We start from the raw sequence: 24,717 nt of genomic DNA on the forward strand, positions 1-24,717 counted from the left end.
GCTACTCGATCACGATCTCGCCGGTCATGCCGAGTTCGGCGTGGGTCTTGCCGTCGCTGGTCTTGATGTCGCAGCGCAGGTCGCTGGCACGGCCGGCTGCGATCGGCACCAGCCACCATTCGGCGGATTGTCCCGGATAGACCTCGATCTCGCGGATCGCGCCCTTGAATTCGGCGAGCGTAACGGTCTTGCCGTTCTGCTGCTGCGTCACCTGCGCCTTGCGCGTGAACACCATCTGCGAGAACGCGTGCGAGGTGAAGTAGTGCGGATCGTTGCTCGAATTGCGCAGGATCAGCTTGTAGAGCTTGCCGGTTTCAAACTTGAGTTGCTTTGGCGCGAATTCGTGTTTGCCGGGCGCGCCGAGATCGACCGTCACCTCGATCGGCGTCTGTCGCGACAGGTCACCTGCCGCAAGCGCAGCTCCCGAAGCGATTCCGAGCACAACGGCAGCACCAAGTGCGAAGCGGAAGGAGGCCATGATCGTTTCCTCGAGAATCGCTTGTTGGAACAGCGAGCTCTTCTCTAATGCAAATGCGAATTACTTGCAATTAGATTATCGACCTCGCAGCCTGCGGCGAATCGCGCGAGTCGGACTTTGGCCGATTGGAATGTCGTTCCGAAGCAGCAAGGTCGTGCTTGAACCCTCGACCGCGGGCCCGATTCAGATTCAACAGGAAGCGAAGGCCGCTCGCTGTGGCGGTTCTGAGCCCTGCCCAAGTTTAAACGCAGGAATTTCCGTCACGTTCAACGTGACGCCGATTTAATCTGCGTGCCTTGTCAGCCACCCATTGCGCGGATTGCGAAGGCCAAGTCTTCGACCCATATTCGCTCAACAGCTTCTTCGAATTTGCAGGTAGATTGATGCTCGACGGACTGCGCCAATTCATTGCCGACATCGTTGCACCCAGCGCGGATTCAGATCTCGCGTTCGATGATACCGGCTATCTTCTCGCGGCGACTGCACTACTGGTTCACGTCGTCTCGCTCGACGGCGAGCCGAGCGCGATCGAGAAACGCAAATTGCACAGTTTGATCGAGAGCCGCTTCAAGCTCGATCCCGGGACGGCGGATCATTTGATCGCGTCGGCGACGCGGGCCGAAGGCGAGGCGGTCGATCTCTATCGTTTCACCAGCGTCATCATGCGTTCGGTGAACGAGGAGGGCCGGCTTCGCATCATCGAGATGATGTGGGAACTGGTATACGCGGATGGCGAGGTCAGCGAGTTCGAGGATAACGTCGTCTGGCGCGCGGCCGACCTGCTTGGCATTTCCTCGCGCGACCGGATCGACCTCAAGCATCGGGTGGCTGAGCGGCAGCCGGCCTCGTCCGCAGGTGCGCCGAACGCCGAAGACGCAGCAATGTGACGGTGAGTGATGAAGCCGTGCTTCATTGCAGATGACGAAACTTTAATGTGCGACGCGGTCGGCCGCGGCCACGCGCGATAAGCCTGAAAACATAGGAACTTCAGCGCGTGGGGCCATACAGGCCCGCATGGCGCCATATTTGGGGGATGGCTTGCGTCACACCGCGCGCCTATGCTCTCGTTCCCGTGCTGGCGGCATAACCCTGACTTGATATTAAGAGCATTCAACCGTGACCGAGCGTGTGACGCTGATTACCGGTGCATCGGCGGGCATAGGCACCGAGCTAGCACGCGTTTTTGCATCGAAGGGCCATCGCGTAGCGCTGGTGGCGCGGCGCGCTGATCGCCTGGAAGCGTTGGCGGCGGAAATCAAGGCGGCCGGCGGCGCGGCACCGATCGTCATTCCCTGCGACCTCGCGCAGCCCGATTGCGGCGACAGGATTGCCGAGGCCTTGACCACTTCCGGCGTAGAGGTCGAATATCTCGTCAACAACGCTGGATTTGGCGTGTTCGGCAGAGCGATCCAGCGCGATCGCTCCAACCAGCTCGAGATTATCGCCGTCAACATCCGCGCGCTGACCGACCTGTCGCTGCGGTTTTCCGATCACCTGATCCGCAATCGCGGCGGGCTTCTCAACGTCGGCTCGATCGCGGGTTTCCTGCCGGGGCCGGGAATGGCGGTCTATTACGCGTCCAAGGCCTATGTGCTGTCGTTCACCGAGGCCATGCGCGCAGAACTGGCGCCACATGGCGTGCGGGTGACGGTGTTGTGTCCGGGGCCCGTGCCCACGGAATTTCAGGCGCGCGCCGGATTTAATCCCGGTTATGATTCGGCGGTCCTCAACGTCTCACCGGCCGATGTCGCTCAGCAGGCCTATAGCGGATTGATGGCCAACAAACGGGCAGTGTTGCCGGGTCTCGGCATCAAGATTGTGCCATTCATGCTCCGGCTGTTTCCGCGCTCCTTTATCCTCGGGGCGATCGGTCGCTTCCAGCTCCGCCAGCGCTGAAGAAATCTCCGGGTTTTCGGTGTTCTTGCCCGTTCGCACCGCGGGTCGCGCGCGCTGACCGCATCTGGCCCGCGGTTTGCTTACATTTTTGGATGTGTGCGTGAACTCACCCGAAATTAAGATTCACTTAGGTATGGTTTCGGTCTGAGACACCTGAGCAACGTCGATGTCGTTCCGGTCGAGCAAAAATGGTGACAACATCGTGCCCTTTCCGGGCCGAAAGGCGCTGTTTGCGCCTGACGCCGCATCCCTGCCACCCGTTCTGATCGTCCTTCACCAGGAAAGCTCGACACCCGGCCGGGTCGGCAACGCGCTGCGTGCGCTCGGCTATCCCCTCGATGTCAGGCGTCCGCGGTCGGGCGACCCCTTGCCGGAAACGCTGGACCAGCATGCCGGCGCGGTCATCTTCGGCGGCCCGATGAGCGCCAACGACTCCGACGACTATATCCGCCGCGAGATTGACTGGATCGAAGTTCCCCTGCGCGAGCGGCGGCCGTTTCTCGGCATCTGCCTGGGCGCCCAGATGCTTGCCAAACAATTGGGCGCGCAGGTCGCACCGCATCATGAAGGCCGGGTCGAGGTCGGTTACTATCCGATCCGCCCAACCGCTGCCGGTCATGCGCTCTGTTCGGACTGGCCGGAGCGCGTCTATCATTGGCACGGCGAAGGATTTCAACTGCCGGATGGCGCCGAACTGCTTGCCGAAGGCGATGACTTTCCGGTGCAGGCGTTTCGGCACGGTCACGCGTTCGGTTTCCAGTTTCATCCCGACGTCACCTACGCCATGATGCATCGCTGGACCACGCGCGGGTGCGTGCGGATGGATTCGCCGGGCGCGCAGCCGCGTCACCTTCACTTCGAAGGCCGCGCCGTGCACGACCTCGTCGAACGGGCGTGGCTGAAGAACTTCATTGCGGGCTGGATCGCGCGGGCGCCGCACGCGGTTCTGCTGGAAGCAGCCGAATAGCGCCACGCGGAATTTGCCCGCGCGTCCGAACGCCTTTCAAAAACCGCCGATGTGATAGTGTCGCGCTCCTGAGCCCGCAGGTTCCGAACGGGCGAAAGGGAGGCGAGGTACGGCGCGCGCTTCGCCAGTTATTTCACCGAAGACGCCGTCTATCACGTCTACATCTGGCGCGGCCGAAGGGCTCGCGCGCCCAAATGGCAATGACAAGAACGACAGGGAGACCCGCGGTGACCTACCAGCATATTCTCTACGAGGTGAGCGACAAGATCGCGACCATCACGCTCAACCGCCCCGACCGCATGAACGCGTGGACCGCGACCATGGAGCGCGATGTGCGTCACGCGATGGAGGCCGCCAGCGCCGACGACGATGTCCGCGTCATCGTGCTCACCGGCGCCGGCCGCGCCTTCTGCGCAGGTGCCGACATGGAGGCGTTGCAGGCCATCAATCCCAGCGAGATCCGGCGCGGCGAGAACATCCCGCCCTTCGACATGAACCGCCGGGCAGACTGGCAGACGCGCTACGCCTATTATCCGGCGATCCCGAAACCCGTGATCGGCATGCTGAACGGCGCCACCGCCGGCATCGGCCTGGTCCACGCGCTGTATTGCGACCTGCGCTTTGCGGCCGACAATACCGTCTTCACCACGTCGTTTGCACGCCGCGGGCTGATCGCCGAGCACGGCATTAGCTGGATGCTGCCGCGCATCGTCGGCCACGCCAATGCGCTGGATTTGCTGATGTCGGCGCGGCGGGTCTCAAGCGAGGAAGCGCTGCGGATCGGGCTGGTCAACCGGATCTATCCGCCGGATCAGTTGCGCGAGCAGACCTATGCCTATGCGCGCGATCTCGCCGATTTCGTCTCGCCCAGCGCGGTTTCGGTAATCAAGCGCCAGCTCTATGACGTGCCGTTCCAGACGCTCGCGGAAGCCACCATCGACGCCAACCGCGAAATGCAGATCGCGCTGAAGGGGAGCGATTTCCGGGAGGGCGTGGCGAGTTTTGTGGAGAAGCGGCCGCCGCGGTTTACGGGGAAGTGAGGGGGCGGGGTCGGGTCTGCCGGCCCGCCGTCGCCCTTCGGGCTATGGCGTGGCAGCCTTCGCTCACTTCGCTACGATAGGGCACGGTGTGGCCTGCCGAGCCGCAGCTCGTGAAAGAGTAGTTGCGGATGAAGCCCGTCTCCGCCCTTCGGGCTACGCCGAGGCAGCCTTCGCTACGATAGGGAACGGTGTGGCTTGCCTAGCCGAAGCTGCCGAAGCCAGCGAAGGCTGGTGGAGCCAGGCGGGATCGAACCGCCGACCTCGTCATTGCGAACGACGCGCTCTCCCAGCTGAGCTATGGCCCCGTCGCGACCGCCTCGACATCGTCCGAAGCAGCCGACAATCGGCGCCATTTACAGTCCGGCCCGAGGTCAAGTCAAGAACGGTGAAAGTACCGATTTTGGCGTGATTTTGCCGGGAACTTCCCTTGTTTGCGCGGGGATGAACCGATATCTAGCTGAGTATCCCTCCTGCGAGCTCCCCCTCACATGCGCGCTATCCTCGACATCATCATCATTGTCCTTGACCTATACGTCTGGCTTTTGATCGCCGCGGCCATCCTGTCCTGGCTGATCGCCTTCAATGTCGTGAACACGCGCAACGGGTTCGTCGCGACGGCGGCGGAATTCCTGTACCGGATCACCGAGCCGGCGCTGGCGCCGATCCGCCGGTTCATGCCCAACCTGGGTGGCCTCGACATCTCGCCGATCATCCTGATCCTGATCATTATGCTCATCCAGCGGGTAATCCTCTACTACATCTATCCAAACGTCATCTGACCGCGGGCGCCGCTAGCTGATGGATCCTTGGCGTTACTCCACCGAGGGCATCAGTGTCGCACTGCGAGTGACGCCACGTGGAGGGCGCGATGACATCGACGGCGTTGAAACGCTCGCCAACGGCCGTTCCGTGGTGAAGGTTCGCGTCCGCGCCATCGCTGATGGCGGCGAGGCCAACCGTGCGGTCACGGAACTGCTGGCGAAGGTGCTCGGTGTTCCGAAGGCGAGGGTGAAAATCCTGTCTGGCATGACCTCGCGCATCAAGCAGGTCGCCGTTGACGGCGATCCCAAAATTCTCGGCGAAACGCTGCGAAAGGTAGCCGCCGACAAAGCATGATCCGGAAAAGTGGGAACCGGTTTTCCGAAAAGATCATGCGGAAAAGCGAAGACGAAGGACTGAGATGACGGCACGCATTATCGACGGAAAGGTCATTGCGGCGGAGCTTCGCGTCCGTGTCGCCGAAGAGGTCGCGCGGGTCAAACGCGAGCATCAGGTCACACCGGGTCTCGCGGTGGTACTGGTCGGCAACGACCCCGCCAGCGAGGTCTATGTCCGCAGCAAGCACAGCCAGACCCAGGCCGCCGGCATGGCCTCGTTCGAGCACAAGCTGCCCGCCGACGTCGCTCAGGACGATCTCTTGGCGCTGATCGCAAAGCTCAACCGCGATCCTGCCGTGCACGGCATTCTCGTGCAATTGCCGCTGCCGAAATCGCTTCACGCCGAAACCATCATCAACGCGATTGATCCCGCCAAGGATGTCGACGGGTTGCATCCTAACAATGCCGGCCGGCTGGCCGGCGGCTTTGCCGCGCTGTCGCCGTGTACGCCACTCGGTTGCATCATCCTGACCAAGAGCGTGCATGCCTCGCTGGAAGGCATGAACGCGATCGTCATCGGCCGCTCCAATCTGGTTGGCCGGCCGCTGGTGCAATTGCTGCTGAATGAAAATGCGACGGTGACGATCGCGCATTCGCGCTCAAAGGAGCTGCCGCAGCTCTGCGCGCGCGCCGATCTGGTCTATGCCGCGGTCGGCAAACCCGAAATGGTGCGCGCCGGCTGGATCAAACCGGGCGCTACCGTGATCGATGTCGGTATCAACCGCCTGCCTTTGGCCGACGGCAAGACGCGGCTGGTCGGCGATGTCGCCTTCAAGGAAGTCGCCGAGGTCGCCGGTGCAATTACGCCGGTGCCGGGCGGCGTCGGCCAGATGACGGTGGCGTGCCTGCTGGTGAATACGCTACGCGCGGCCTGTGCGATTCACGGCCTGCCTAAGCCGGCGGTGTGAGCTTATCGTCGTTCCGGGGCGGGCGCGAAGCGAGCGAACCATAGTTCGATGCTGGCGCATCGCCCCGGAATGACGGCTTCGTCGTTACCAGGCTGCGTCCGGGACACGAGGCCTACTTCTTATTGGCGCGCTCGATGCCTTCCAGGATCAGGCGGTGGGCGTCCTCAGCGCCCAACCAGCGCAGCACCTTCACCCATTTGCCTTTCTCGAGATCCTTGTAGTGCTCGAAGAAGTGCTGGATCTGCTGCAGCGTGATGTCGGGCAGGTCGTTGTAGTTCCGGACCTTGTCGTAGCGCTGGGTCAGTTTTGAGGATGGCACGGCGATGATCTTCTCGTCGCCGCCGGCCTCGTCTTCCATCAGCAAGACGCCGACCGGCCGCACGCTCATCACGGCGCCCGGCACGATCGCGCGGGTATTGGCAATCAGCACGTCGCAGGGATCGCCGTCGCCGGACAGCGTGTGCGGGATGAAGCCGTAATTGCCGGGATAGCGCATCGCTGTATAGAGGAAGCGATCGACCACCAGCGTGCCGGCTTCCTTGTCCATCTCATATTTGATCGGCTCGCCGCCAACCGGCACCTCGATGATGACGTTGACGTCGTGTGGCGGATTTACTCCGATCGAGATGGCGTCAATACGCATAAGGGACTCCGTGGTGCTGGGCAGGTGTGCCGACAGGCATAATCGTCATACGCGGGCCTGACCCGCGTATCCATCGTACTTTCAACGGCGCTTTAGGAACGATGGATTGCCGGGTCAAGCCCGGCAATGACGGCCGGAGGTTCAGTTGGTCCAGGCGAAAGCGACTTTATCGAGCGATTTGGCCCCGAACTTCTCCGAGGAGCGCGCCACCATGCGACCGCCGAGCGCGCGGTAGAATTCCGTCGCCGGATCGTTGTCGGACAGCGCCCAGATCACCATGCTCTTCAGCCCGCTCTGCATCAGATCGCGCCGGGCGGCGGTGAACAGGCGGCGGCCGAAGCCGAGACCCTGGAATTCCGGCCGCAGGTAGAGCTCGTAAATCTCGCCTTCGAAATGCAGGCTGCGGGCGCGGTTGCGGCCGTAATTGGCGTAGCCCGCGATCTTGTCGCCAAACACCAGCACGCTGACGCGGCTGCCCTTGCGGATCGCGCTGTCCCACCATTGCGGGCCGCGACGGTTAATAAGCTTTTCGAGCTCGGCGCCGGGAATGATGCCCTGATAGGCGGAGCGCCAGGCTTCATCATGGGTAGAGGCCACCGCGGCTGCGTCTGCAGCCTTGGCCGGTCGAACCTCGATCAGGGTTGTGCTCATATCCTGATCAAAGCAAGTCGGCGGGCCGGCTTCAAGGTCCATCGTTAATTATCGGTTAACCTGTGGATTTTCTGCATCAGTTCTTCACGCTTCTGTGCCGAAAGAGGACAGGGTGTTGCTTCGATTTGCGTTTTGCCGGGGTAACGAAGGGGAAAACTATTCTCTGAGTGATCCGTCGAATGCCTTCCGCAAATCCGTTCACGGAAAAATGCGCTGGAGTTGATTCGGCGGCGGTATTCTGTTGGTTACTCGCAACACTCCTCCCAGCTGTGTCAGGCCAATCCATGCATCCGCCCAGACTGCTTTTTGCAGTGGCCATCCTTGCTGCGCTCGGCGCGCGGGTGTCGATGGCGCAGCCCAGCCTTGGCGAGCAAGGCCCGGAAGGCGAGCCTCACCGGCGGCAGCAATGGCTGATACCTTCTCCCGATCCTGCAACCGCCGCGCATGCGGTGCTGTTCAGGCCGCGCGGCGAAGGTCCGTTTCCGCTTGCCGTGATCGCGCACGCCTCCACCCAGAACGCGTTGCGGCGGGCGCAGATGCCGCAACCGGAATACCGCGCGCTCGCCGCATGGCTCGTGACGCGCGGCTTTGCCGTGCTGGTTCCTGAACGTCTGGGCCATGGCGCGACGGGCGGAAAATACCTCGAGGATCAGGGCGATTGCGACGAGGCTGATTACGCGAGGTCTGGCCGGGTTGTGGCGGATGCGATCGCCGCTGCCACCGGCTTCATACGCAAGCAGCCCTTCATCCGCGCCGAAGGCATGGTCGTGATCGTCATTCGGCCGGCGCCTGGGGTGCACTGGCGCTGGCCGGCGAAGATCCGAAGAACGTTGCCGCCATCATCGCGTTCGCGCCGGGGCGCGGCGGGCATGCCAATGATTCTCTCGACCGCGTCTGCGCGCCGCACATGCTGATGGCTGCCGCCGGCGAATTCGGCAAGGCCGCACGCGTGATGGTGACCTGGCTGGTGGCTGCCAATGACAGCTACTTTTCGCCCGCATTGTCGCGTCAACTGGCCGATGCGTATCGCGCCGCCGGCGGCAAGGCCGATTTTCGCGTGCTGCCGGCCCATGGCAGTGAAGGCCACTGGCTGGTCGAAACGGGCGGCGGTGTAAACCTTGCCGGACTTGAACTCGATCGTGCCTTGAAGGCGCGGTCCCGTACCCCGGCGGCCAAGCGATGACGCTGTATCTCCTGCAGATCGAAATGCGCGATCTCGCGCGCAAGGCGGCGGAGCAAAACCGAGGATTGCCGTCGCGCTATTTTGCACTTTTCCACCGCTGGTTTCTGTTTGGGATTCCCGGGTTTGGCCGGTCATGGCTATTCTCTGGCTGATGATCGCCAAACCGCTCTAGGCAGCATGACCGCCGACATCCGAAAAATCCTCGTGCTCGGCGCCTCCGGCCTGATCGGCCGCTTCGTGACTGACGATCTGCGCGGGAGGGGATTTCGCGTGGTCGGCGTCGCCCGCAAATTATCCGCCTCGCAGAAGAACGGCGCGGTCGATCTCGAACTGCCTCTGATGTCGATGGATGCGGCGGCGATGGCGCGCCTGCTGCGCGATCACGGTATCTGCCTCGTCATCAATTGCCTCGGCGTGCTGCAGGACGGCCCCGGCAGCGACACCGCCGCCGTGCATCGCGAATTCGTTGCGCGGCTGTTGCAGGCGATCCGCGAAAGCCGCCTCGCGATCCGGCTGGTGCATATCTCGATTCCCGGCTCCGCCGAGACCGACGCCACCGCCTTCAGCACCACCAAGCGCGAGGCCGAACGGCTGATCGCAGGTTCCGGCGTCCCGTACACGATCCTGCGGCCGGGTTTCGTGGTGGCATTGGCCGCCTATGGCGGCAGCGCCATGCTGCGCTCGGTTGCGGCGCTTCCGATCGATCTTTCGCCTGCCGAACGGCTCACGCCATTCCAGCCCGTCGCCATGGAGGATATCGCCGCGACCATCGCCTGGCTTGCCGCGCGCGATCCGGGCGAGGCGAACGCCGTGACGTGGGACCTGATGCAGGAGCAGCCGGTCACGCTCGGCGACGTCATCGATCAATTTCGCGAGGTGTTCGGCACCGGCAAATGGTGGCGCATTGCGATGCCGGCGTTCCTGCTCGATCTCGGCGCCAGGCTCGGCGACCTCACGAGCTTGCTCGGCTGGACGCCGCCGATGCGGACGACGGCGATTGCGGAACTGCGGCGCGGCGTCAGCGGCAGCCCTGCCGGCTGGATGGCCGCCACCGGCATCATACCGAAGACGATCGGGCAAATGGCGGGAAAACGCGTAGCGACCATCCAGGACAAATGGTTCGCCCGGCTGTTTCCGATCAAGGCCTTGATGATCGCAAGCCTCGTGCTGTTCTGGGTCGCCTCCGGCTTCATTGCACTGGTGATTTCCTATGACGCGGCGGCCGGAATCCTGCGCAGCCACGGCTTTCCGCCGGCGCTCGTCGCCCCCATTACCGTGGGCACCAGCCTGATGGATATGACCATCGGCGCGCTGATAGCGTTCCGCCGCACCTCGGCATTTGGCCTTATTGCAGGTATTGTTGCATCGCTCGGCTATATGGCCGGCGCCACAATCCTGACGCCGGACCTCTGGATCGAGCCGCTCGGTGCGCTGGTGAAGACGGGACCCGCGATCGTGCTGATGCTGGTGGCGCTGCTGACGTTGGATAACCGATGAGCCCAAACCTGTGACCCAATGGCCCGATGATGACGTGATCCTCTATGACGGCGTCTGCGTCTTCTGCTCCCGCTGGGTCCGCTTCGTCGCAAGACGCGACATCGAGCGGAGGTTTCGTTTCACCGCGATCCAGTCGGCGTATGGCACACGACTGGCGCAGGCATTTGGCATCGATCCCAACGATCCTGACACCAATGCTGTGGTGCATGGAGGCGTCGCGTATCTCAAATCGGACGCCGCTTTGACAGTACTCAGCATGCTGCCGGGCTGGCGATGGACGCGGGCGCTGTTTGCCGTGCCGAAGCCGCTGCGCGACGCTGTCTACAGCCTCGTGGCGAAAAACCGCTATCGGATATTCGGGAAGTACGAGGAATGCTTTGTGCCGGATGCAGAGATGCGGGCGAGGGTGATGGAGTAGGAAAGAACGTCGCCTCAACCGTCATTGCGAGGAGCAAAGCGACGAAGCAATCCATCGGCCCGTTATGCTGCGCGATGGATTGCTTCGCTTCGCTCGCAATGACGGCGTAGACGTCAGCGCTTCGTCGTCGCCGCCAAAACTTCCTCCGCCGCCCGCTCACCCGAATCCCTTGCCCCATGCGCGGTCGAGAAGAACTCCGGCGAGGTCGCCTCTCCCGCAAAGAACAGCCGGCCGTCGACCGGGGCCGCGAGCACCGCCCGATCTCCCGCATGGCCCGGCAGCGCGTGCGAATAAGAGCCTCGGGCGAAAGGATCATGCGCCCAGCGCGACTCCGCGAGCGGCTTTAGCTTGCGGCGAAAATCGTTGCCGAGGATCGAGACGATCTCGTCGATGCTAGCCGCGGACAGCGCGCCAGGGCCGGCATCTTCCAGCGATTGCGCAAAGCGGCCGCCGAAAAAGCCTTCAATGCAGGGTTGACCGAATGGGCGGATGTGATAGGTGCCCATTTCGGTACGCATGGTGGCGGCGCGCAGATTGCCCTCTACGGGCAGCGCCTCCGGCTGATCCACTGCCAGCGTCACCTTGTCGGCGAGGCCGAGCGGCAGGCCGCGCGCGGCATCGACCTTTTGCGGCAACGGCGGCTGAAAGCGGATCCCTTCGTCGGCGATCAGGCCGGTCGGCACCGTGATGATCACCTTGTCGGCCGTCAGCGTGCCGCGCGATGTCTCGATGCGGATGCGCTTGGTGGAATGATCGATCAGCGTCACGGCGCAATTGAGCGCCACAGGACATGTCGCGCCATAGGCCGCCACGAGCGCGCCATAGCCGCGGCGGACGCGCCAGTTAATGTCGGTATCTTCATAGGCGTCCATGTCGAGGATGGAGACCTGGTCGAGCTCGCAGCCGTTGACGTAAGTCGAGATCGCATCGATCATCGGGTTCCAGCGATTGCCAGGCTCCAGATAAAGGCTCGCAGCGCAGTCGCGGCCATTCTTCGCGGCTTCCGCCGCCGCTACTTCGGCGCGGTCGTAGAACGCATTGAGCGCGTGCATGAAGTCGTCGCGCTCTGCTTGCGGAAACGCCTTGCCGTGAGCGCGCTCGCGCCAGGGCGGCAGTGACCTGTTGATCTCGAAACCGAGCTGTTCGGCGATTTTGACAAAGGAGTTCTCATCCGCCGAATGCAGCCAGCCGCAGCCGACGTCGAAGGTGACGTCAGGCGAGGCCATGATGGTGTGCGCGCGGCCGCCGACGCGGTCACGCGCTTCCAGCACGATGACAGAGAGGCCGGAATTTTTCAGTGCGTTCGCCGCACCGAGCCCGGCAGCGCCGGCGCCGATGATGGCAACATCGATTGATGAGGGGAGGGACGTCATGGGACGCCTCTAGCATGTTCGATGCCGTGCCAGAAGCCGCCTCGAGCATAGCTGTCATCGCGAAGGGAAGACGATGCTATCGTGTCCCGGACGCGGTGCAGCGTGTAACGCTGCTCCGCAGAGCCGGCACCCGTAGGGTGCCACGAACGCTTGGGCCCCGGCTCAGCAGCGCACCGCTATCGCGCTGCGCTGCGTCCGGGGCGCGAGATCTACCTACGCCACCGCTTCCTTGGCCTTTTCCGCGCGCTTGCGGTCATTGGCGTCGAGGAACTTCTTGCGCAGGCGGATCGACTTCGGCGTCACTTCGACCAACTCGTCGTCCTCGATATAGGCCAGCGCCTTTTCCAGCGTCATCTTGATCGGCGGCGTCAGACGCACCGCTTCGTCCTTGGAGGTGGTGCGGATGTTGGTGAGCTGCTTGCCCTTGAGCACGTTGATCTCGAGATCGTTGTCGCGGGTGTGCTCGCCGACGATCATGCCCTTGTAGACCTTCCAGCCCGGCTCGATCATCATCGGGCCGCGGTCTTCCAGCTTGAACATCGCGTAAGCCACCGCTTCGCCCTGGTCGTTGGAGATCAGCACGCCGTTGCGGCGGCCCTGGATGTCGCCCTTGTAGGGCGCATAGCCGTGGAACAGGCGGTTCATGATCGCGGTGCCGCGGGTATCGGTGAGCAATTCACCCTGGTAGCCGATCAGGCCGCGGGTCGGCGCGTAGAACACCAGCCGCAGACGGTTGCCGCCGGAGGGGCGCATCTCGATCATCTCGGCCTTGCGCTCGCTCATCTTCTGCACGACGACGCCGGAATGCTCCTCGTCGACGTCGATCACGACTTCCTCGATCGGCTCCTGCCACTGGCCGGTGGCTTCGTCCTTCTGCAGCACGACGCGCGGACGCGACACCGAAAGCTCAAAGCCTTCACGGCGCATAGTCTCGATCAGGATCGCGAGCTGCAATTCGCCGCGGCCCGATACTTCCATGGAATCCTTGTCGGCGGCCTCGACCACACGCAGCGCGACGTTGCCTTCGGCTTCGCGCAGCAGGCGGTCGCGGATCATGCGAGAGGTCACCTTGTCGCCTTCGGTGCCGGCGAGCGGCGAGTTATTGACGATGAACGACATCGACACTGTCGGCGGATCGATCGGCTGCGCCACCAGCGGCGTCTCGACGGAAGGATCGCAGAAGGTGTCGGCGACGGTGCCCTTGGTCAGGCCCGCGATCGCGACGATGTCGCCGGCTTCGGCTTCATCGAGTGGGGTGCGCTCGATGCCGCGGAAGGCGAGGATTTTTGTGATGCGCCCTTGTTCGATCGTCTTGCCGTCAGCGCCCAGCACCTTCACCTGTTGGTTCGGCTTGATCGAGCCTGAGGTGATGCGACCGGTGATGATGCGGCCGAGATAGGGATTGGCTTCCAAAATGGTGCCGATCATCCGGAACGGGCCCTGCTCGACGCTCGGCGGCGCCACATGACGCACGATCAGGTCGAACAACGGCTGCATGCCGGCATCCTGCGAGCCATCCGGGCTGTCGGCCATCCAGCCTTGCTTGGCCGACCCGTAAAGAATCGGGAAGTCGAGCTGCTCCTCGCTGGCGTCAAGCGCCGCGAACAGGTCGAATACCTCGTTGATGACTTCGGTCGGACGCGCATCGGGACGGTCGACCTTGTTGATGACGACGATCGGCTTCAGCCCGACCTTGAGCGCCTTCGACACCACGAACTTGGTTTGCGGCAGCGGGCCTTCGGCTGCGTCGACCAGCACCAGCGCGCCATCGACCATGTTCAGGATGCGCTCGACCTCGCCGCCGAAATCGGCGTGGCCGGGGGTGTCCACGATGTTGATGCGGGTGTCCTTCCACTGCACCGAGGCGGCCTTGGCCAGAATGGTGATGCCGCGCTCGCGCTCCAGGTCGTTGGAGTCCATCGCGCGCTCGGTGACCTTCTGGTTCTCGCGATAGGTGCCGGATTGCTGCAGCAAACGGTCGACGAGGGTGGTCTTGCCGTGGTCGACGTGGGCGATGATGGCGACGTTACGAAGGTTCATGGCTCTTCTTCTGGTCGTGCAGGTGGAGGCGCGATCTCACCGGAAAACCGGGACCCACTTTTCCGGATCGCGCTCAAAGCCTGGAATGCGAACGGGGCCACGGCTCAAACCTGGCCCCAAAAAGGAAGCCCGGCCAAAAGGACCGGGCACACCTTACGCGTTGCGGCGCAATATATTCAGAAAACGCCAAAAAACAATGGTTCGTTTGGCATTTGGTTAGCCGATTTTGGGCATGGGCGCCGGGCTCAGTTGCCCGTTTCGGGGTCGGGATAGACCCCGCGCAAAACCTCATCAAAATGGGCTTTGACCGCCTCGTTACAGCGGCAGGACCGGTTCCGCAGCGTGTCCCGGTTACGGACCAGGATCGAGCCGCGCCGGGTTTCCAGCGTGCCTTCCACCCTGAAAGTCTGAATAACCCGGCTGGCGTAGGAGCGGCCGACGCCGAGCAGGGTCGCCAGTTGCTCATGGGTCAGCGGCACGACGTCATCGCCATCGGTGCGCTCCATTGCCGAAATGACCCATTTCGCGGTGCGCTGTTCGATCGAATGGATCGCGTTGCAGGCGGTGGACTGGAAGATTTGCGCCAGCATGCAATCCGCATAGCGTGCGAAAATGTTGCTCAGCGTGCGTGACTTCGATTTCGCCACATCGAGCTTTCCGACCGGGAGCCGCACGAACGGCCCAGCGAATTTGACCGTGATGCGGGTATAGGCTGGGAGATGGCCGTGACTGACGATGCCGCCGACCGCACCCTCGCGACCGATCAGAACGGTTTCGACATCGCGGCCATCCTCGTTGGCGACCATGTAGGAGACGAGGCTGGGGCCGCAGGGAAAATGGACGGTCTCGACGTTGTCGCCGGGGTTGTAGAGCAGGTCGTTCGGTTGGGTCTCGACCGGAACGAGATGTGGTTCGATCAATCCGAAGTCGGCGTCGTTCAAGCGACGCAGCAGGTTATTGAACGGCCGAACATCGGCCGTCACATCGCGTCGCGTGAGCATCGGTGGCCCCTGTTTCCCTCAATATAATCGGTTTGGCTCCGTCCATATGTTCACAAGTGAACAGACGATAGAACGAAGATATGGTGGTTTCAGTTCCGGAACCGGCGGATGCGCTTTTGCGAGGCATTAGGCCGACCGCCAATTTCCGGGGCTTCGGCCCGGATCCCGATCAAAATCTTGAACTCTGGAACCGGCGAGAACATGGACCGCGCCCCCCATGACGGCATGCCCTGCGACGTGCTGGTCGTTGAAGACGATCCGATCATCGCACTCGATTTTGAAGACACCATTCTGGGTTTTGGCGTGAAGACGGTGCGGATCGCCGCGAACGTGGCCAAGGCGCTCGAATTGATCGCCCATCGGCCGCCGGAGTTTGCGCTGCTCGACGTCAGCCTTATCCGCGAAAAGAGCTTTGCCGTCGCCGAACGGCTCGAGGTGCTGAAGATCCCGTTTGTCTTCGTCACCGGCTATGGCGCGGACGCTCTGCTGCCGGCGGCATTTGCGGCGAAGCCGCGTCTGCCAAAACCCTGTTCGGCCGAAGCGCTTGAGGCGCTGCTAAAGAACAGCCGCGTCATGCCTTGAGCGGTTGCGGCCGGCACAGCAATTACACCGGCTTGGGATCGAGCGTCGTCGACCACAAGGCAACATCGGCGCGGTCGCGCAAGGTCACCGTCATCTGCCCGCTGCCGCCGTCGATCCTGACATGGCCGAAAAACTGCATGCCCGCCGACGGCGGCAGGTTTTGATTGCCCGGCCCCGGCGCCTTGATGAACTTCACCTCGGGCCCGAAGGTGTTGTCGAGCTCATTCGGACCGAACGACCCGGCGTGCAGGGGACCAGCGACGAACTCCCAGAACGGGTCGAATTCCCCAAACTGCGCCTTGTCGGGATTGTAGTAATGCGCGGCCGCGTAGTGCACATCCGCCGTCAGCCACACGGTGTTGACCACGCTCGACGTCTTGATGAAGCGCAGGAGGTCGGCGATCTCCAGTTCACGGCCGCGCGGCGGGCCGTCGCTTTGCGCAACGGCCTCCGAGCCCTTCTTGTTGCGCGCATCGTCATAGACGATGAGGCCGAGCGGCATGTCGGATGCGATCACCTTCCAGGTGGCGCGCGAATTCAACAGCTCCCGTTTCAGCCAGGCGAGCTGCGCCGGCCCGAGAAAGTAGCTTTCCGGCCCGTAAGCAGCCTCCTGGTTCGCGCCATTCGGTCCGCGATAGCTGCGCTCGTCCAGCACGAACACGTCGAGATGCGGGCCATAATGAATCGTGCGGTAGATTCGCCCCGGCTCCGCGATGCTCGCGCGAATCGGATACATCTCGTGGAAGGCGCGCGCTGAGCGGGCGGCGAGCAGGGCGACGTTGCGCTCCTTGTAGGCGGCAGGCAGCTCCTTGGAAGACGACCAATTGTTGACGACTTCGTGGTCGTCCCATTGCACGAAGACCGGCACTTCGGCATTGAACGCGCGCAGATGCTCGTCCATGAAATTGTACCTGTGCGCAGCGCGAAATTCATCGAGCGTTTCGGCGACCTTTGCCTTCTCGGGCGTCGTCACGTTCTTCCAGAGCTTGCCGTCGGCAAGCGTCACCTCGCCCTTGATCGGGCCGTCCGCATAGACGGTGTCGCCGGAGTGCAGCAGGAAATCCGGGCGAAGCTTGCGCATGGTCGCGAAGGTGAGCATACCGCCGTCATCCGGGTTGATGCCCCAGCCCTGTCCGGCAACGTCACCGCCCCAAACGAAGCTGACGTCGCGGCGGTCGCCAGGCGCGGTGCGGAACCGCCCGACCACCGGCGCGCTTTCGATGCCGGTATGGGCGAGGTCGCGAAACCGGACGCGATAGAAGATCTCCTGCCCGGCAGGCAGGTTCTCCAGCAGCATCTTCGCGGTGAAGTCGCTTTCGGGCAGCGCTGCGATCGGGGGCAAAGCCCATGCGTTGGCAAAGGATTCCGACGTGGCGACTTCAACAAGCATTTGCGAGGGGCGGTCGGCGCGCGCCCATACGACGCCACCATCGGCGCCGACATCGCCAGATTGCACGCCGGAGGTGACGACGGGCCGGTCCGCGGCGCGGCTGAGATAGGGCATCGCAACCGCGCCGATCGCGCCGGCGCCCACGCTCGCGAGGAACCGGCGTCGGGAAATTCCGTGGAGACCATCGGGGGAAGTTCTGCGGAACAACCTGAACGTCATGCGAACTTCTTCGGATCTGGAGCGGGCATAGTGATCGCGCCGATAGACCTAGAAAGAATTGATGACGGCTCGATTACCGGATCGGCTGATCAGGCGTTGCCGGCCGCACGGAACTGCGCGCTTGCGCGTTGCAGGTTTTGCGGCATGCTCAGCAACAGCGCCTTGCGGTCGGCGACCGCGTTGTGGAATTGCTCGATCGCGATGTTGAAAGCGGTCAACGTGCCTTCCTCGATCGTGCCGTGTTCGTAGCACAGCAGCGTGTGGCGCAAAATGTCGTCCGCTTCCGCCTGCATCTGGTCGAGCTCGTCCGTCGAATCGCACTGGCGGGCGGCGCTGAGCATGTCTAGCAGACGGTCGCGCTGCGATGTGTTGACGTTGCGCTCGTCCTTCTTGAGATAGCCGGCAAACCACGCGCCGGCGGAACCCATCGCCGACATCGCCATCAACGCCCACCAGATGTAATCGCTGTAGCGGTCGAGGAAGGTCTTTTCCTCGCCGTCAACAAAGGCGGCGGCGCCGGGATGCACGGGAATCGTGGCGTCCTTGTCGGTGTCGGGCGTCTCGATCTTGGCAGCCAGCGGAAATTCGTTCTTCAGGTTTTGCCGGATGGCGAACAGTTGGCGGGTAAAGGCGGCAATCGTCGCTTCCGAAACGCCTCTGCGCGCCACGATATGGTGGGCGAAGCTGATGGTCTTGACCTCTGCCTCGGGCTTATCAGGCGCGCCACCAAAGGTCCCGGCGGGAATCTCGGAAGCCTCGTAGGCGGGGTGGTTCTGCGCAATCGCCTCCGCCGAATCGATCGCCAGGAATTTCGGCGTGCCGCCGTCGCGGGTGGAAGCCGCGATCGCGTCCGAAGTGATTTTGCTGTTGACCGGGCCGGCCGCGAGATAGGCATCTGCCTTCTGGCTGCGAATGGCTTCCGCGGCCTCGTTGGCCGGAAACTGAACGATCTCGACCTTGTCGGGATCGACGCCGTATTGCCGCAGGATCACCTTGAGTAAATTGACATTGGCCTGGGTGCGGCCGACCACGCCGATGCGTCGGCCGGCGAGCTGCGTAATCTTGGTGATTTCGGGCGCGGCCCGCTTGCCCCTGACTGCCTTGGCCTTGCCGGCCGACGGCACCCATAATACCGCGACGTTCTTGCGCAGCGTTGCCACAGCCTGCGCGTTCTTCGGCACATCGAGGTCGCCGCGGATGATGGCGAGATCAGCTTTGCCTTCGCCGAGCAGATTGGCGCTCGCGAGTGCGCCGTCAGTTTGCACCGGACGCAGCCGAACCTGGCTGTTTCGGGGACTATTGAACGCCTGCGCCAGATTCTGGACGACCTTGAGATCGTCGCTGTTGGCAGGGCCAACTGCGATCCGCAGCGTCACTGGCCGCATCGCAAAGTAATAACCGGCCGCCAGCGCGCCGACGACGGCCAGCACGCCGGCCAGCGTCACGAATGTCAGCCGTCGTTTCGCAGAGCGGGGCGAGGGTGCGGCCGGCGTTTCCGCGGAATGGGGGCCGTCGGTCATCAATCCCCGTACGTTTGAGGGTGGAATTTTCACGCAGCCGGCACGCTTCGGCGCGCATTCTAGCAAATTTTCTCGCGGAACCTTTGTTACATCTCTGTCATGGTTACCGGCGTCCGAGGCCATCACTGGACGCGCCTTGCATGCCTCTTTTGGGCATGGGGATCCCCGAAGCGGCCTTGGGTGTTAGGGTGGCAGGCTGATTCAAGCGCGGAGGCGATCATGGCGGAACGGCTGTCGGCAGAAGCGCGAAAATCGGCGCTGGCGGAACTGACCGGCTGGTCGGAAACGGCCGGCCGCGAGGCGATTGCCCGCACCTTCACTTTCAAGGACTTCAACGAAGCGTTCGGTTTCATGTCCCGCGTCGCTCTCGTGGCCGAAAAGGGCGATCACCATCCGGAATGGAAGAACGTCTACAAGACGGTGGAAGTGGTGCTGGCGACCCATGACGCCGGCGGCGTCACCAGGCGCGATATCGATCTGGCCAAGGCCATGAACGCCATCGCCAGGCAATTGGGCGTCGCCTAAGGTGGCCTCGCCGCGATCTTGCGGCGGCGGCCGGACATCCCCAATTCTTTATTCGTACACAGGGTTGGCCGCGGCGATCTACCGCGCCAGATGCGAGGAGAGCGCCGCGATGGCATCGTCCGATCACGCCGCGGGTTTTGAGCCGGCCGACCGGCTGGCACAGGACCGGGAGAGTGTGCGCCGGCGCTTCTGGATCAAGCTCAAGCGGGTGATAGCGCAGCTTCCCTTCGCCGAGGATCTGCTCGCGGCCTACTATTGTGCATTCGACAAAGAGACGCCGCGTCACGTGCAGGCGGCGCTGCTCGGCGCCATCGCCTACTTCATCCTGCCGTTCGATTTCGTGTCGGACGTGCTGCCGTTGCTGGGCTTTACCGACGATGCCGCTGTGCTCGCTACCGCCATCCGCATGGTTGCAAGTCACATCACGCAGGAGCATCGCGATGCCGCCCGCGCCGCGCTGAAGCGCGGGATCGACGCTGCTGAAGCGAGCGAATAGCAGATGCCAAAAGCCCCGTTGCCGATTGAATCGGAACGGGGCTTTTGATTCTCCGGCCTTGATGAACCGGCCGCCATCGCGGATTGAATTCGGCGCCGGCTTCCGGCGGAAAACGCCTCAGCGAGCCTGCGCCCTTGCGCTTCGTTCCGCTTCCCACGCCTGGAACTGCTTGAAGAGCGCCTCCTTGTCCGCGTCGGTCTTGACGCTTGCCGCGGTCGTCGGACTCTGTTTCAGGAATTCATCGAACCTGGCGCGCGACACGGCCTCGACGTTGTGACTCTTGAGCCATTGCTCGGCGACCGGCAGGCGCTGCCAGTCCGGCAACGGCGCCGCCAGCGAGACTTCCTTCCACTTCGGATGGAACGGCGGGTTCTGGAACCTCGGAAATTTGGTGAAGAAGGCGTCCACGAACTGGGCCAGCTTGCGGTAGCGCTCGGTGTTGGGTGCCCAGTTGTAGGCTGCGAGCACCGCAGGCACGGCAATGGTATCGACCTTCGCGCCTTCGGCGATCAGGTTGGGATAGTCTTTCGAGGTCAGTACCGCGGGCAGATAGTCGCCCTGCAGCGGCCGCGAATACTCGACCGGGACGAGGTGGAAGCGGTTGTCGTTGAAATTGCTGACCGATTTGTATGGCTTGCCGCCGACGGCAATCACCGCGTCGATCTCACCGGCCCGCATCTTCTCCATCGCGATACGCTGCTCGATATAGACGAAGTTCGGCTTGATGCCGAGCCGCTCGAACACGACCGCGGCGGTCACGAAGGTGCCGCCGTTGGGAAGGTCGACGCTGACCTTCTTGCCGTTGAGCTGGCTGATGCTGGTCACCGATTTCGACGCCATGACGTACATCTCTTCGTTGTAGAGCTTCGTCACGTAGGTGAATTGCTTCTTGATGTCCTTGGCGAAGCCTTTCTTCTCGAGATAGTCGAGCGTGTCGGCGCGCACGATGCCGAGGTCGACACCCTGCAGGAACAGGATGTCGGCCACGCTTTGCACCGAGCCGCGCCCGACGATCGGAAGTACGCGCAACTTGTTTCCGTCGTCGAGCACGGAAGCGAGGTCGGCACCGAACTGCACATAGGTGCCGCCGATTGTTCCGGAGATCAGCGTAACTGTGTTGGCGTTCAGCGCCTGCTTGGTGGCGACCGAACCGAACTGGAAGATGGCCTTCAGACTTTCGCTGACCTTGGCTGGATCGTATTCCGTTTCGGCGGCCTTGGCCGCCGTATTGCTGCATGCCACCGTTATGGCGAGCAATACCATTCCCAATAAGTGTCGCATGGGTTCCTCTGCGCTGGTCTTGAGTAAATTTCTTGAGTAATTGCCTGGCTCTGTTACTGGCCGAGCCGCCGCTTCGCATCGGCCGAACCAAGTTGGGCGGCCTTCTGGTACCAGAGCTTTGCCTGTGCTGGATCGGGCGTGACGCTCCGCAAATCCTGGCTGCCCAGCACCTGCGGATCATACGTTCCCGCGAGCATCAGCGCGGCCTCCACTTCCTGCGCGTCCGCAGCCCGTTCGAGCAGCAGCCGGGCGGAGGTGATGTCACCGATCGCAAGCAGGCTCTTCGCCCGCTTCAATAGCGCCGCAAGCTCGTCCGGATCGATGCGCCGTGCCGGAGCCACTTCACGCGTCACCGGAACGGGCTCGCGAACCGCGGGCGCAGCCGCAGCAACCGGGGCCGCCGGATTAATCGCGGCGACGACCTCACGGGACGCTTCGCGCGCCACCGGCTCAGGTGCGGCGACCTTGCCCTTGAGCGCGCTCTGATAGGCGGCGGCAATTTCGTCGCGCGTCGGCGATGCCGATGCCAGCGCGGTAGGCGGCGTGCGGCGAGCGGCTGCTATCTCCGCGCCGGACGGTTCGGCGGCCAGCGGCGGCGCGGCAACGCGCTGCGGCTGCGCAGGCTCCGGCATGGCCGCGGCGGCGAGCTCAGCAGGCGGTGGACTGTTGCCGCCGCCACCGCCGAGCGAGGCGTTGAAGATGACGGCACGCGTCGAGTCGATGGAAAACAGCGCGAGAACGGCCGCTATCGCCGAGACGATCACGACGCCGGTGACAATGCGCCCGGCGCGCGCTTTCTTCAGGCCGCCGCTGCCGAACCTTCCACTGCCGAACGTATATTCGGAAAGCTGCTGATGTGACTCCTCCTCGTAGTTGGAGAGGAAAAGCGGCACCGGCTCGTGTGGTGGCAGCTCCTCCGGCAGCACATCTGTCCGCTCAAACGATGGCGCAAAGGACTGCGCATATTGGGGCTGCTCGTAGTGAGGCTGCTCGTATCGGAGCTGTTCGTATTGAGGCTGTTCGTATCGGGGTTGCTCGTATCGAAGCTGCTCGTGTCGAGATTGGTCGGCCTCGTACAACCGAGGATCGCTGATCGCTTCGTCGAATCTGTCGAACGGATCTCTCGCCTGAACCGGCTTGGTGTTCTCCGCCATGGATGCTCCCCACTACTGAACGCAACGACGGGCGTTCCCCTGCACCTACTTCTTGCTCTTGTTGACGTACAGGAGCCCCTCTACTGATGGTTAAAATCGCACACGGAATGGGTTCAAAAAACGACGGCGGCCGGGGGGAATGAGGAGATATTTTGGTATGATTGAGGCGAACAAGCGGCATCCTGCCGTTTGAAAACACGCATTGTTACCGAGCAACTATATCGGTGAGATGAAATTCATGCCGCTGACGCGAAAAAAAGTGCGTCGCTGGTCCGCGCATCGCACGGACCGCTCCCGTTTCTTCCGAGTGGACGACTAGGTTCGACAGATGACCCCGCACCTCAGGGATGCAGGATCACCTTGCCCATCGCCTTGCGGCCGGCGAGCACCTTCAGCGCTTCGGCGGTTTGTGCCAGCGGAAAGGTGCGGTCGACATGCGAGGAAATCTTGCCTTCCGCCGTCCACTTCACGAGCTTTTCCAGGTTGGCGCGGTTCTTCTCGGGATTGACCCTGGTCCAGGCGCCCCAGAACACGCCGCGGATATCGCAGCCCTTGAGCAGCGCGAGGTTGAGCGGCATCTTCGGAATGTCGCCCGCCGCAAAACCGATCACCAGGAAACGGCCTTCCCAGGCGATCGAACGCAACGCGGCTTCCGCGTAAGTGCCGCCGACCGGATCGAAGATGATGTCGACGCCCTTGCCTCCGGTGAGGCGACGCAAGCCCTCTTTCAAATCTTCCTTGCTGTAGTTCAGCGTCAGCTCGGCGCCGTGCGCCCTGGCAAATTCCAGCTTCTCGTCCGACGACGCGCAGGCGATTACCTTGAGGCCCATCAGCTTGCCGAGCTCGCAGGCCGCAAGGCCGGTGCCGCCGGCAGCGCCCAGCACGGCAAGCGTCTCGCCGGGCTTCGGGCTGGCGCGATCTTCCAGGGCGTGCAGTGCCGTGCCGTAGATGATGATGATCCCGGCGGCGCGGTCAAAATCCAGATTGTCGGGGATCTTCACGATCGAGCTTGCCGGCAGCGCGATCTTTTCGCGCGCGCCGTTGTGGCCGCAGGACGCCACCACGCGGTCACCGACCTTCAGGTCGGTCACGCCGGCGCCGACGCTTTCGATCACGCCGGCAACTTCGGCGGCGGGCGAAAACGGGAACGGCGGCTTGATCTGGTACTTGCCCTGAATCATCAGGATGTCGAAAAAATTCAGCGCCGCGGCCTTGATCGCGATCACGGCCTGGCCCGGTTCGGCCACCGGATCGGGCACGTCGGCCAGCACGAGATCGTCCGGTTGGCAATATTGCGAGCAGAGAATGGCTTTCATGGACGCACCTGATTTTCGGACCGAAGATGAGCTGATTGCTGATTGCTTCATGCCGGATTTGAAGCCGGGCTACAATCCGATTCGGATGACGGCGGATCGAGGGGATTCAAACGATGTTTGAAAAGGGCTTGCTGGCGGGAAAGCGGATCTTGGTCACCGGCGGCGGCTCGGGGCTTGGAGCCGCGATGGGACGCCGCTTCGTCGAGCTTGGCGCAGAGCTCGTCATCTGCGGCCGACGGCTCGAATTGCTGGAGGCGACTGCCGCGCAGATGCGCGGTGAACTCGGCGGCAAGGTCACTGCAGTCCGATGCGATATCCGCGACGGTGCGGCCGTCGATGTGATGATGGACCAGATCTGGCGGGAGGCGCCGATCGACGTGCTGGTCAACAATGCTGCCGCGACCTTCATCGCGCAGACCGAGCATCTTTCGTTCCGCGCGGCGGATGCGATCCTGGCGCCGACGCTGCACGGCACGATGTACTGCACCCTCGCCGCGGGCAGGCGCTGGATCGACAGCAAGCACAAGGGCGTGGTGCTGAGCATACTCTCGACCTCGACGATCACCGGCCGTGCGTTCACGGTGCCGTCGGCGATGGCGAAATCCGCCGTGCTCGCGATGACCAAGAGCCTTGCGGTGGAGTGGGGACCCAAGGGCGTGCGCACCGTTGCGATCGCGCCCGGCGCGTTTCCGACGCCGGGCGCTTCGGGCCAGCTCCGTCCCGAGGGCCGCGATGAAAGCTGGGCGCAGCGCAATCCGCTCGGCCGCGCCGGCGAGCATGGCGAACTTGCGAATCTCGCGAGCTTTCTGATTTCCGACCAGGCCGGCTACATTAATGGCGAGATGGTGGTGCAGGATGGCGGCGCGCATCTGCGCAGTTCCGGCGCCGAGGATCTGCTGCAATGGACCGATGCGCAGTGGCAGAAGCAGCGCGAGCGCCGTTCCAGGGACTGAAGTCGAGACCGGCGCCCTGAATTCGAAGG

At 63.0% G+C, this 24,717-nt stretch carries 25 protein-coding genes, 1 tRNA gene and 2 pseudogenes; 16 read left to right on the forward strand and 12 right to left on the reverse strand.

Annotated features, from left to right (window positions below):
- Position 1: 1 nt before the first annotated feature.
- A complete protein-coding gene (locus tag RX328_RS01340) occupies positions 2-478 on the reverse strand; it encodes a hypothetical protein (RefSeq protein ID WP_213250720.1) in 477 nt (158 codons plus the stop codon).
- Between the two features lie 383 nt (positions 479-861).
- Between RX328_RS01340 and RX328_RS01345 the strand changes: the two genes are divergently transcribed.
- The 4 genes from RX328_RS01345 (at position 862) to RX328_RS01360 (ending at position 4,381) form a co-directional block, all read left to right on the forward strand.
- Positions 862-1,365: a TerB family tellurite resistance protein gene (locus RX328_RS01345; RefSeq protein WP_213250723.1), complete on the forward strand. Its 504-nt coding sequence runs from the start codon at positions 862-864 to the stop codon at positions 1,363-1,365.
- A gap of 229 nt (positions 1,366-1,594) precedes the next feature.
- Positions 1,595-2,374: an SDR family NAD(P)-dependent oxidoreductase gene (locus tag RX328_RS01350; RefSeq protein ID WP_213250726.1), complete on the forward strand. Its 780-nt coding sequence runs from the start codon at positions 1,595-1,597 to the stop codon at positions 2,372-2,374.
- Between the two features lie 166 nt (positions 2,375-2,540).
- Positions 2,541-3,341, forward strand: coding sequence for a glutamine amidotransferase (locus tag RX328_RS01355; protein ID WP_213250728.1), 801 nt, complete (start codon positions 2,541-2,543; stop codon positions 3,339-3,341).
- A 227-nt stretch (positions 3,342-3,568) separates the two neighbouring features.
- Positions 3,569-4,381 carry an enoyl-CoA hydratase gene (locus tag RX328_RS01360; protein ID WP_213250731.1) on the forward strand — a complete coding sequence of 271 codons (813 nt, stop codon included), beginning with the start codon at positions 3,569-3,571 and terminating at the stop codon, positions 4,379-4,381.
- A gap of 229 nt (positions 4,382-4,610) precedes the next feature.
- Here the strand turns inward: RX328_RS01360 and RX328_RS01365 are convergent.
- Positions 4,611-4,686, reverse strand: a tRNA-Ala gene (locus RX328_RS01365).
- Positions 4,687-4,869: 183 nt separating this feature from the next.
- Here RX328_RS01365 and RX328_RS01370 point away from each other — a divergent pair.
- The 3 genes from RX328_RS01370 to folD all read left to right on the forward strand — a co-directional run bounded on the left by RX328_RS01370 (position 4,870) and on the right by folD (position 6,446).
- Entirely contained in the window at positions 4,870-5,160 is a 291-nt protein-coding gene (locus tag RX328_RS01370) for a YggT family protein (protein ID WP_213250734.1), read from the forward strand.
- Between the two features lie 19 nt (positions 5,161-5,179).
- On the forward strand, positions 5,180-5,497 hold the full coding sequence (locus RX328_RS01375) for a DUF167 domain-containing protein (protein ID WP_213250737.1): 318 nt from the start codon (positions 5,180-5,182) through the stop codon (positions 5,495-5,497).
- A gap of 64 nt (positions 5,498-5,561) precedes the next feature.
- Positions 5,562-6,446, forward strand: a complete 885-nt coding sequence (gene folD, locus RX328_RS01380) for a bifunctional methylenetetrahydrofolate dehydrogenase/methenyltetrahydrofolate cyclohydrolase FolD (protein ID WP_213250739.1) — start codon at positions 5,562-5,564, stop codon at positions 6,444-6,446.
- Between the two features lie 112 nt (positions 6,447-6,558).
- Here the strand turns inward: folD and ppa are convergent, their stop codons facing one another.
- A complete protein-coding gene (gene ppa / locus RX328_RS01385) occupies positions 6,559-7,089 on the reverse strand; it encodes an inorganic diphosphatase (protein ID WP_213250741.1) in 531 nt (176 codons plus the stop codon).
- A gap of 141 nt (positions 7,090-7,230) precedes the next feature.
- Entirely contained in the window at positions 7,231-7,740 is a 510-nt protein-coding gene (locus RX328_RS01390) for a GNAT family N-acetyltransferase (protein ID WP_213250743.1), read from the reverse strand.
- 284 nt (positions 7,741-8,024) lie between these two features.
- Here RX328_RS01390 and RX328_RS01395 point away from each other — a divergent pair.
- The 4 genes and pseudogenes from RX328_RS01395 to RX328_RS01410 all read left to right on the forward strand — a co-directional run bounded on the left by RX328_RS01395 (position 8,025) and on the right by RX328_RS01410 (position 10,838).
- Positions 8,025-8,923: pseudogene (locus tag RX328_RS01395) on the forward strand (dienelactone hydrolase family protein).
- 11 nt (positions 8,924-8,934) lie between these two features.
- A pseudogene (locus RX328_RS01400) lies at positions 8,935-9,095 on the forward strand (DUF2269 family protein); the annotation flags it as partial.
- Between the two features lie 5 nt (positions 9,096-9,100).
- Entirely contained in the window at positions 9,101-10,420 is a 1,320-nt protein-coding gene (locus RX328_RS01405; protein ID WP_213250746.1) for an SDR family oxidoreductase, read from the forward strand.
- 10 nt (positions 10,421-10,430) lie between these two features.
- Entirely contained in the window at positions 10,431-10,838 is a 408-nt protein-coding gene (locus RX328_RS01410; protein WP_213250749.1) for a thiol-disulfide oxidoreductase DCC family protein, read from the forward strand.
- A gap of 113 nt (positions 10,839-10,951) precedes the next feature.
- Here the strand turns inward: RX328_RS01410 and RX328_RS01415 are convergent, their stop codons facing one another.
- From RX328_RS01415 to RX328_RS01425, 3 genes are all read right to left on the reverse strand, one after another.
- Complete coding sequence (locus RX328_RS01415; protein ID WP_213250751.1) at positions 10,952-12,211, reverse strand: flavin monoamine oxidase family protein; 1,260 nt, start codon at positions 12,209-12,211, stop codon at positions 10,952-10,954.
- 213 nt (positions 12,212-12,424) lie between these two features.
- The gene (gene typA, locus RX328_RS01420; protein ID WP_213250754.1) at positions 12,425-14,251 is read right to left on the reverse strand and encodes a translational GTPase TypA; all 1,827 of its coding nucleotides are present in this window, start codon (positions 14,249-14,251) and stop codon (positions 12,425-12,427) included.
- A gap of 245 nt (positions 14,252-14,496) precedes the next feature.
- A complete protein-coding gene (locus tag RX328_RS01425; protein ID WP_213250757.1) occupies positions 14,497-15,252 on the reverse strand; it encodes a Crp/Fnr family transcriptional regulator in 756 nt (251 codons plus the stop codon).
- A gap of 201 nt (positions 15,253-15,453) precedes the next feature.
- Here RX328_RS01425 and RX328_RS01430 point away from each other — a divergent pair, with 201 nt between their 5' ends.
- Positions 15,454-15,834, forward strand: a complete 381-nt coding sequence (locus RX328_RS01430; protein WP_213251029.1) for a response regulator — start codon at positions 15,454-15,456, stop codon at positions 15,832-15,834.
- Between the two features lie 22 nt (positions 15,835-15,856).
- On the opposite strand, the gene RX328_RS01435 is transcribed toward RX328_RS01430, so the two are convergent.
- Both RX328_RS01435 and RX328_RS01440 read right to left on the reverse strand, forming a co-directional pair.
- On the reverse strand, positions 15,857-17,443 hold the full coding sequence (locus tag RX328_RS01435; protein WP_213250760.1) for an alkaline phosphatase D family protein: 1,587 nt from the start codon (positions 17,441-17,443) through the stop codon (positions 15,857-15,859).
- 89 nt (positions 17,444-17,532) lie between these two features.
- A complete protein-coding gene (locus tag RX328_RS01440) occupies positions 17,533-18,963 on the reverse strand; it encodes a TAXI family TRAP transporter solute-binding subunit (protein ID WP_213250763.1) in 1,431 nt (476 codons plus the stop codon).
- A 219-nt stretch (positions 18,964-19,182) separates the two neighbouring features.
- Between RX328_RS01440 and RX328_RS01445 the strand changes: the two genes are divergently transcribed.
- The gene (locus tag RX328_RS01445; RefSeq protein ID WP_249726288.1) at positions 19,183-19,488 is read left to right on the forward strand and encodes a 4a-hydroxytetrahydrobiopterin dehydratase; all 306 of its coding nucleotides are present in this window, start codon (positions 19,183-19,185) and stop codon (positions 19,486-19,488) included.
- 109 nt (positions 19,489-19,597) lie between these two features.
- Positions 19,598-19,984, forward strand: a complete 387-nt coding sequence (locus RX328_RS01450) for a YkvA family protein (protein ID WP_213251032.1) — start codon at positions 19,598-19,600, stop codon at positions 19,982-19,984.
- 117 nt (positions 19,985-20,101) lie between these two features.
- On the opposite strand, the gene RX328_RS01455 is transcribed toward RX328_RS01450, so the two are convergent.
- From RX328_RS01455 to RX328_RS01465, 3 genes are all read right to left on the reverse strand, one after another.
- A complete protein-coding gene (locus RX328_RS01455; RefSeq protein WP_213250768.1) occupies positions 20,102-21,265 on the reverse strand; it encodes a TAXI family TRAP transporter solute-binding subunit in 1,164 nt (387 codons plus the stop codon).
- 53 nt (positions 21,266-21,318) lie between these two features.
- A complete protein-coding gene (locus RX328_RS01460; RefSeq protein WP_213250771.1) occupies positions 21,319-22,419 on the reverse strand; it encodes a hypothetical protein in 1,101 nt (366 codons plus the stop codon).
- Between the two features lie 341 nt (positions 22,420-22,760).
- Positions 22,761-23,735, reverse strand: coding sequence for an NADPH:quinone oxidoreductase family protein (locus tag RX328_RS01465; RefSeq protein ID WP_213250774.1), 975 nt, complete (start codon positions 23,733-23,735; stop codon positions 22,761-22,763).
- Between RX328_RS01465 and RX328_RS01470 the strand changes: the two genes are divergently transcribed.
- Both RX328_RS01470 and RX328_RS01475 read left to right on the forward strand, forming a co-directional pair.
- Positions 23,725-23,856 (forward strand): hypothetical protein, encoded by a 132-nt coding sequence (locus RX328_RS01470; RefSeq protein ID WP_283772356.1) that lies wholly within the window; start codon positions 23,725-23,727, stop codon positions 23,854-23,856. The genes RX328_RS01465 and RX328_RS01470 overlap by 11 nt on opposite strands.
- The gene (locus RX328_RS01475; RefSeq protein ID WP_213250777.1) at positions 23,849-24,688 is read left to right on the forward strand and encodes an SDR family oxidoreductase; all 840 of its coding nucleotides are present in this window, start codon (positions 23,849-23,851) and stop codon (positions 24,686-24,688) included. Before RX328_RS01470 ends, RX328_RS01475 begins: the two co-directional genes overlap by 8 nt.
- Positions 24,689-24,717 lie beyond the last annotated feature (29 nt).

Origin of the sequence: Bradyrhizobium sp. sBnM-33 (assembly GCF_032917945.1) — a bacterium.
Taxonomy (GTDB): Bacteria; Pseudomonadota; Alphaproteobacteria; order Rhizobiales; family Xanthobacteraceae; genus Bradyrhizobium.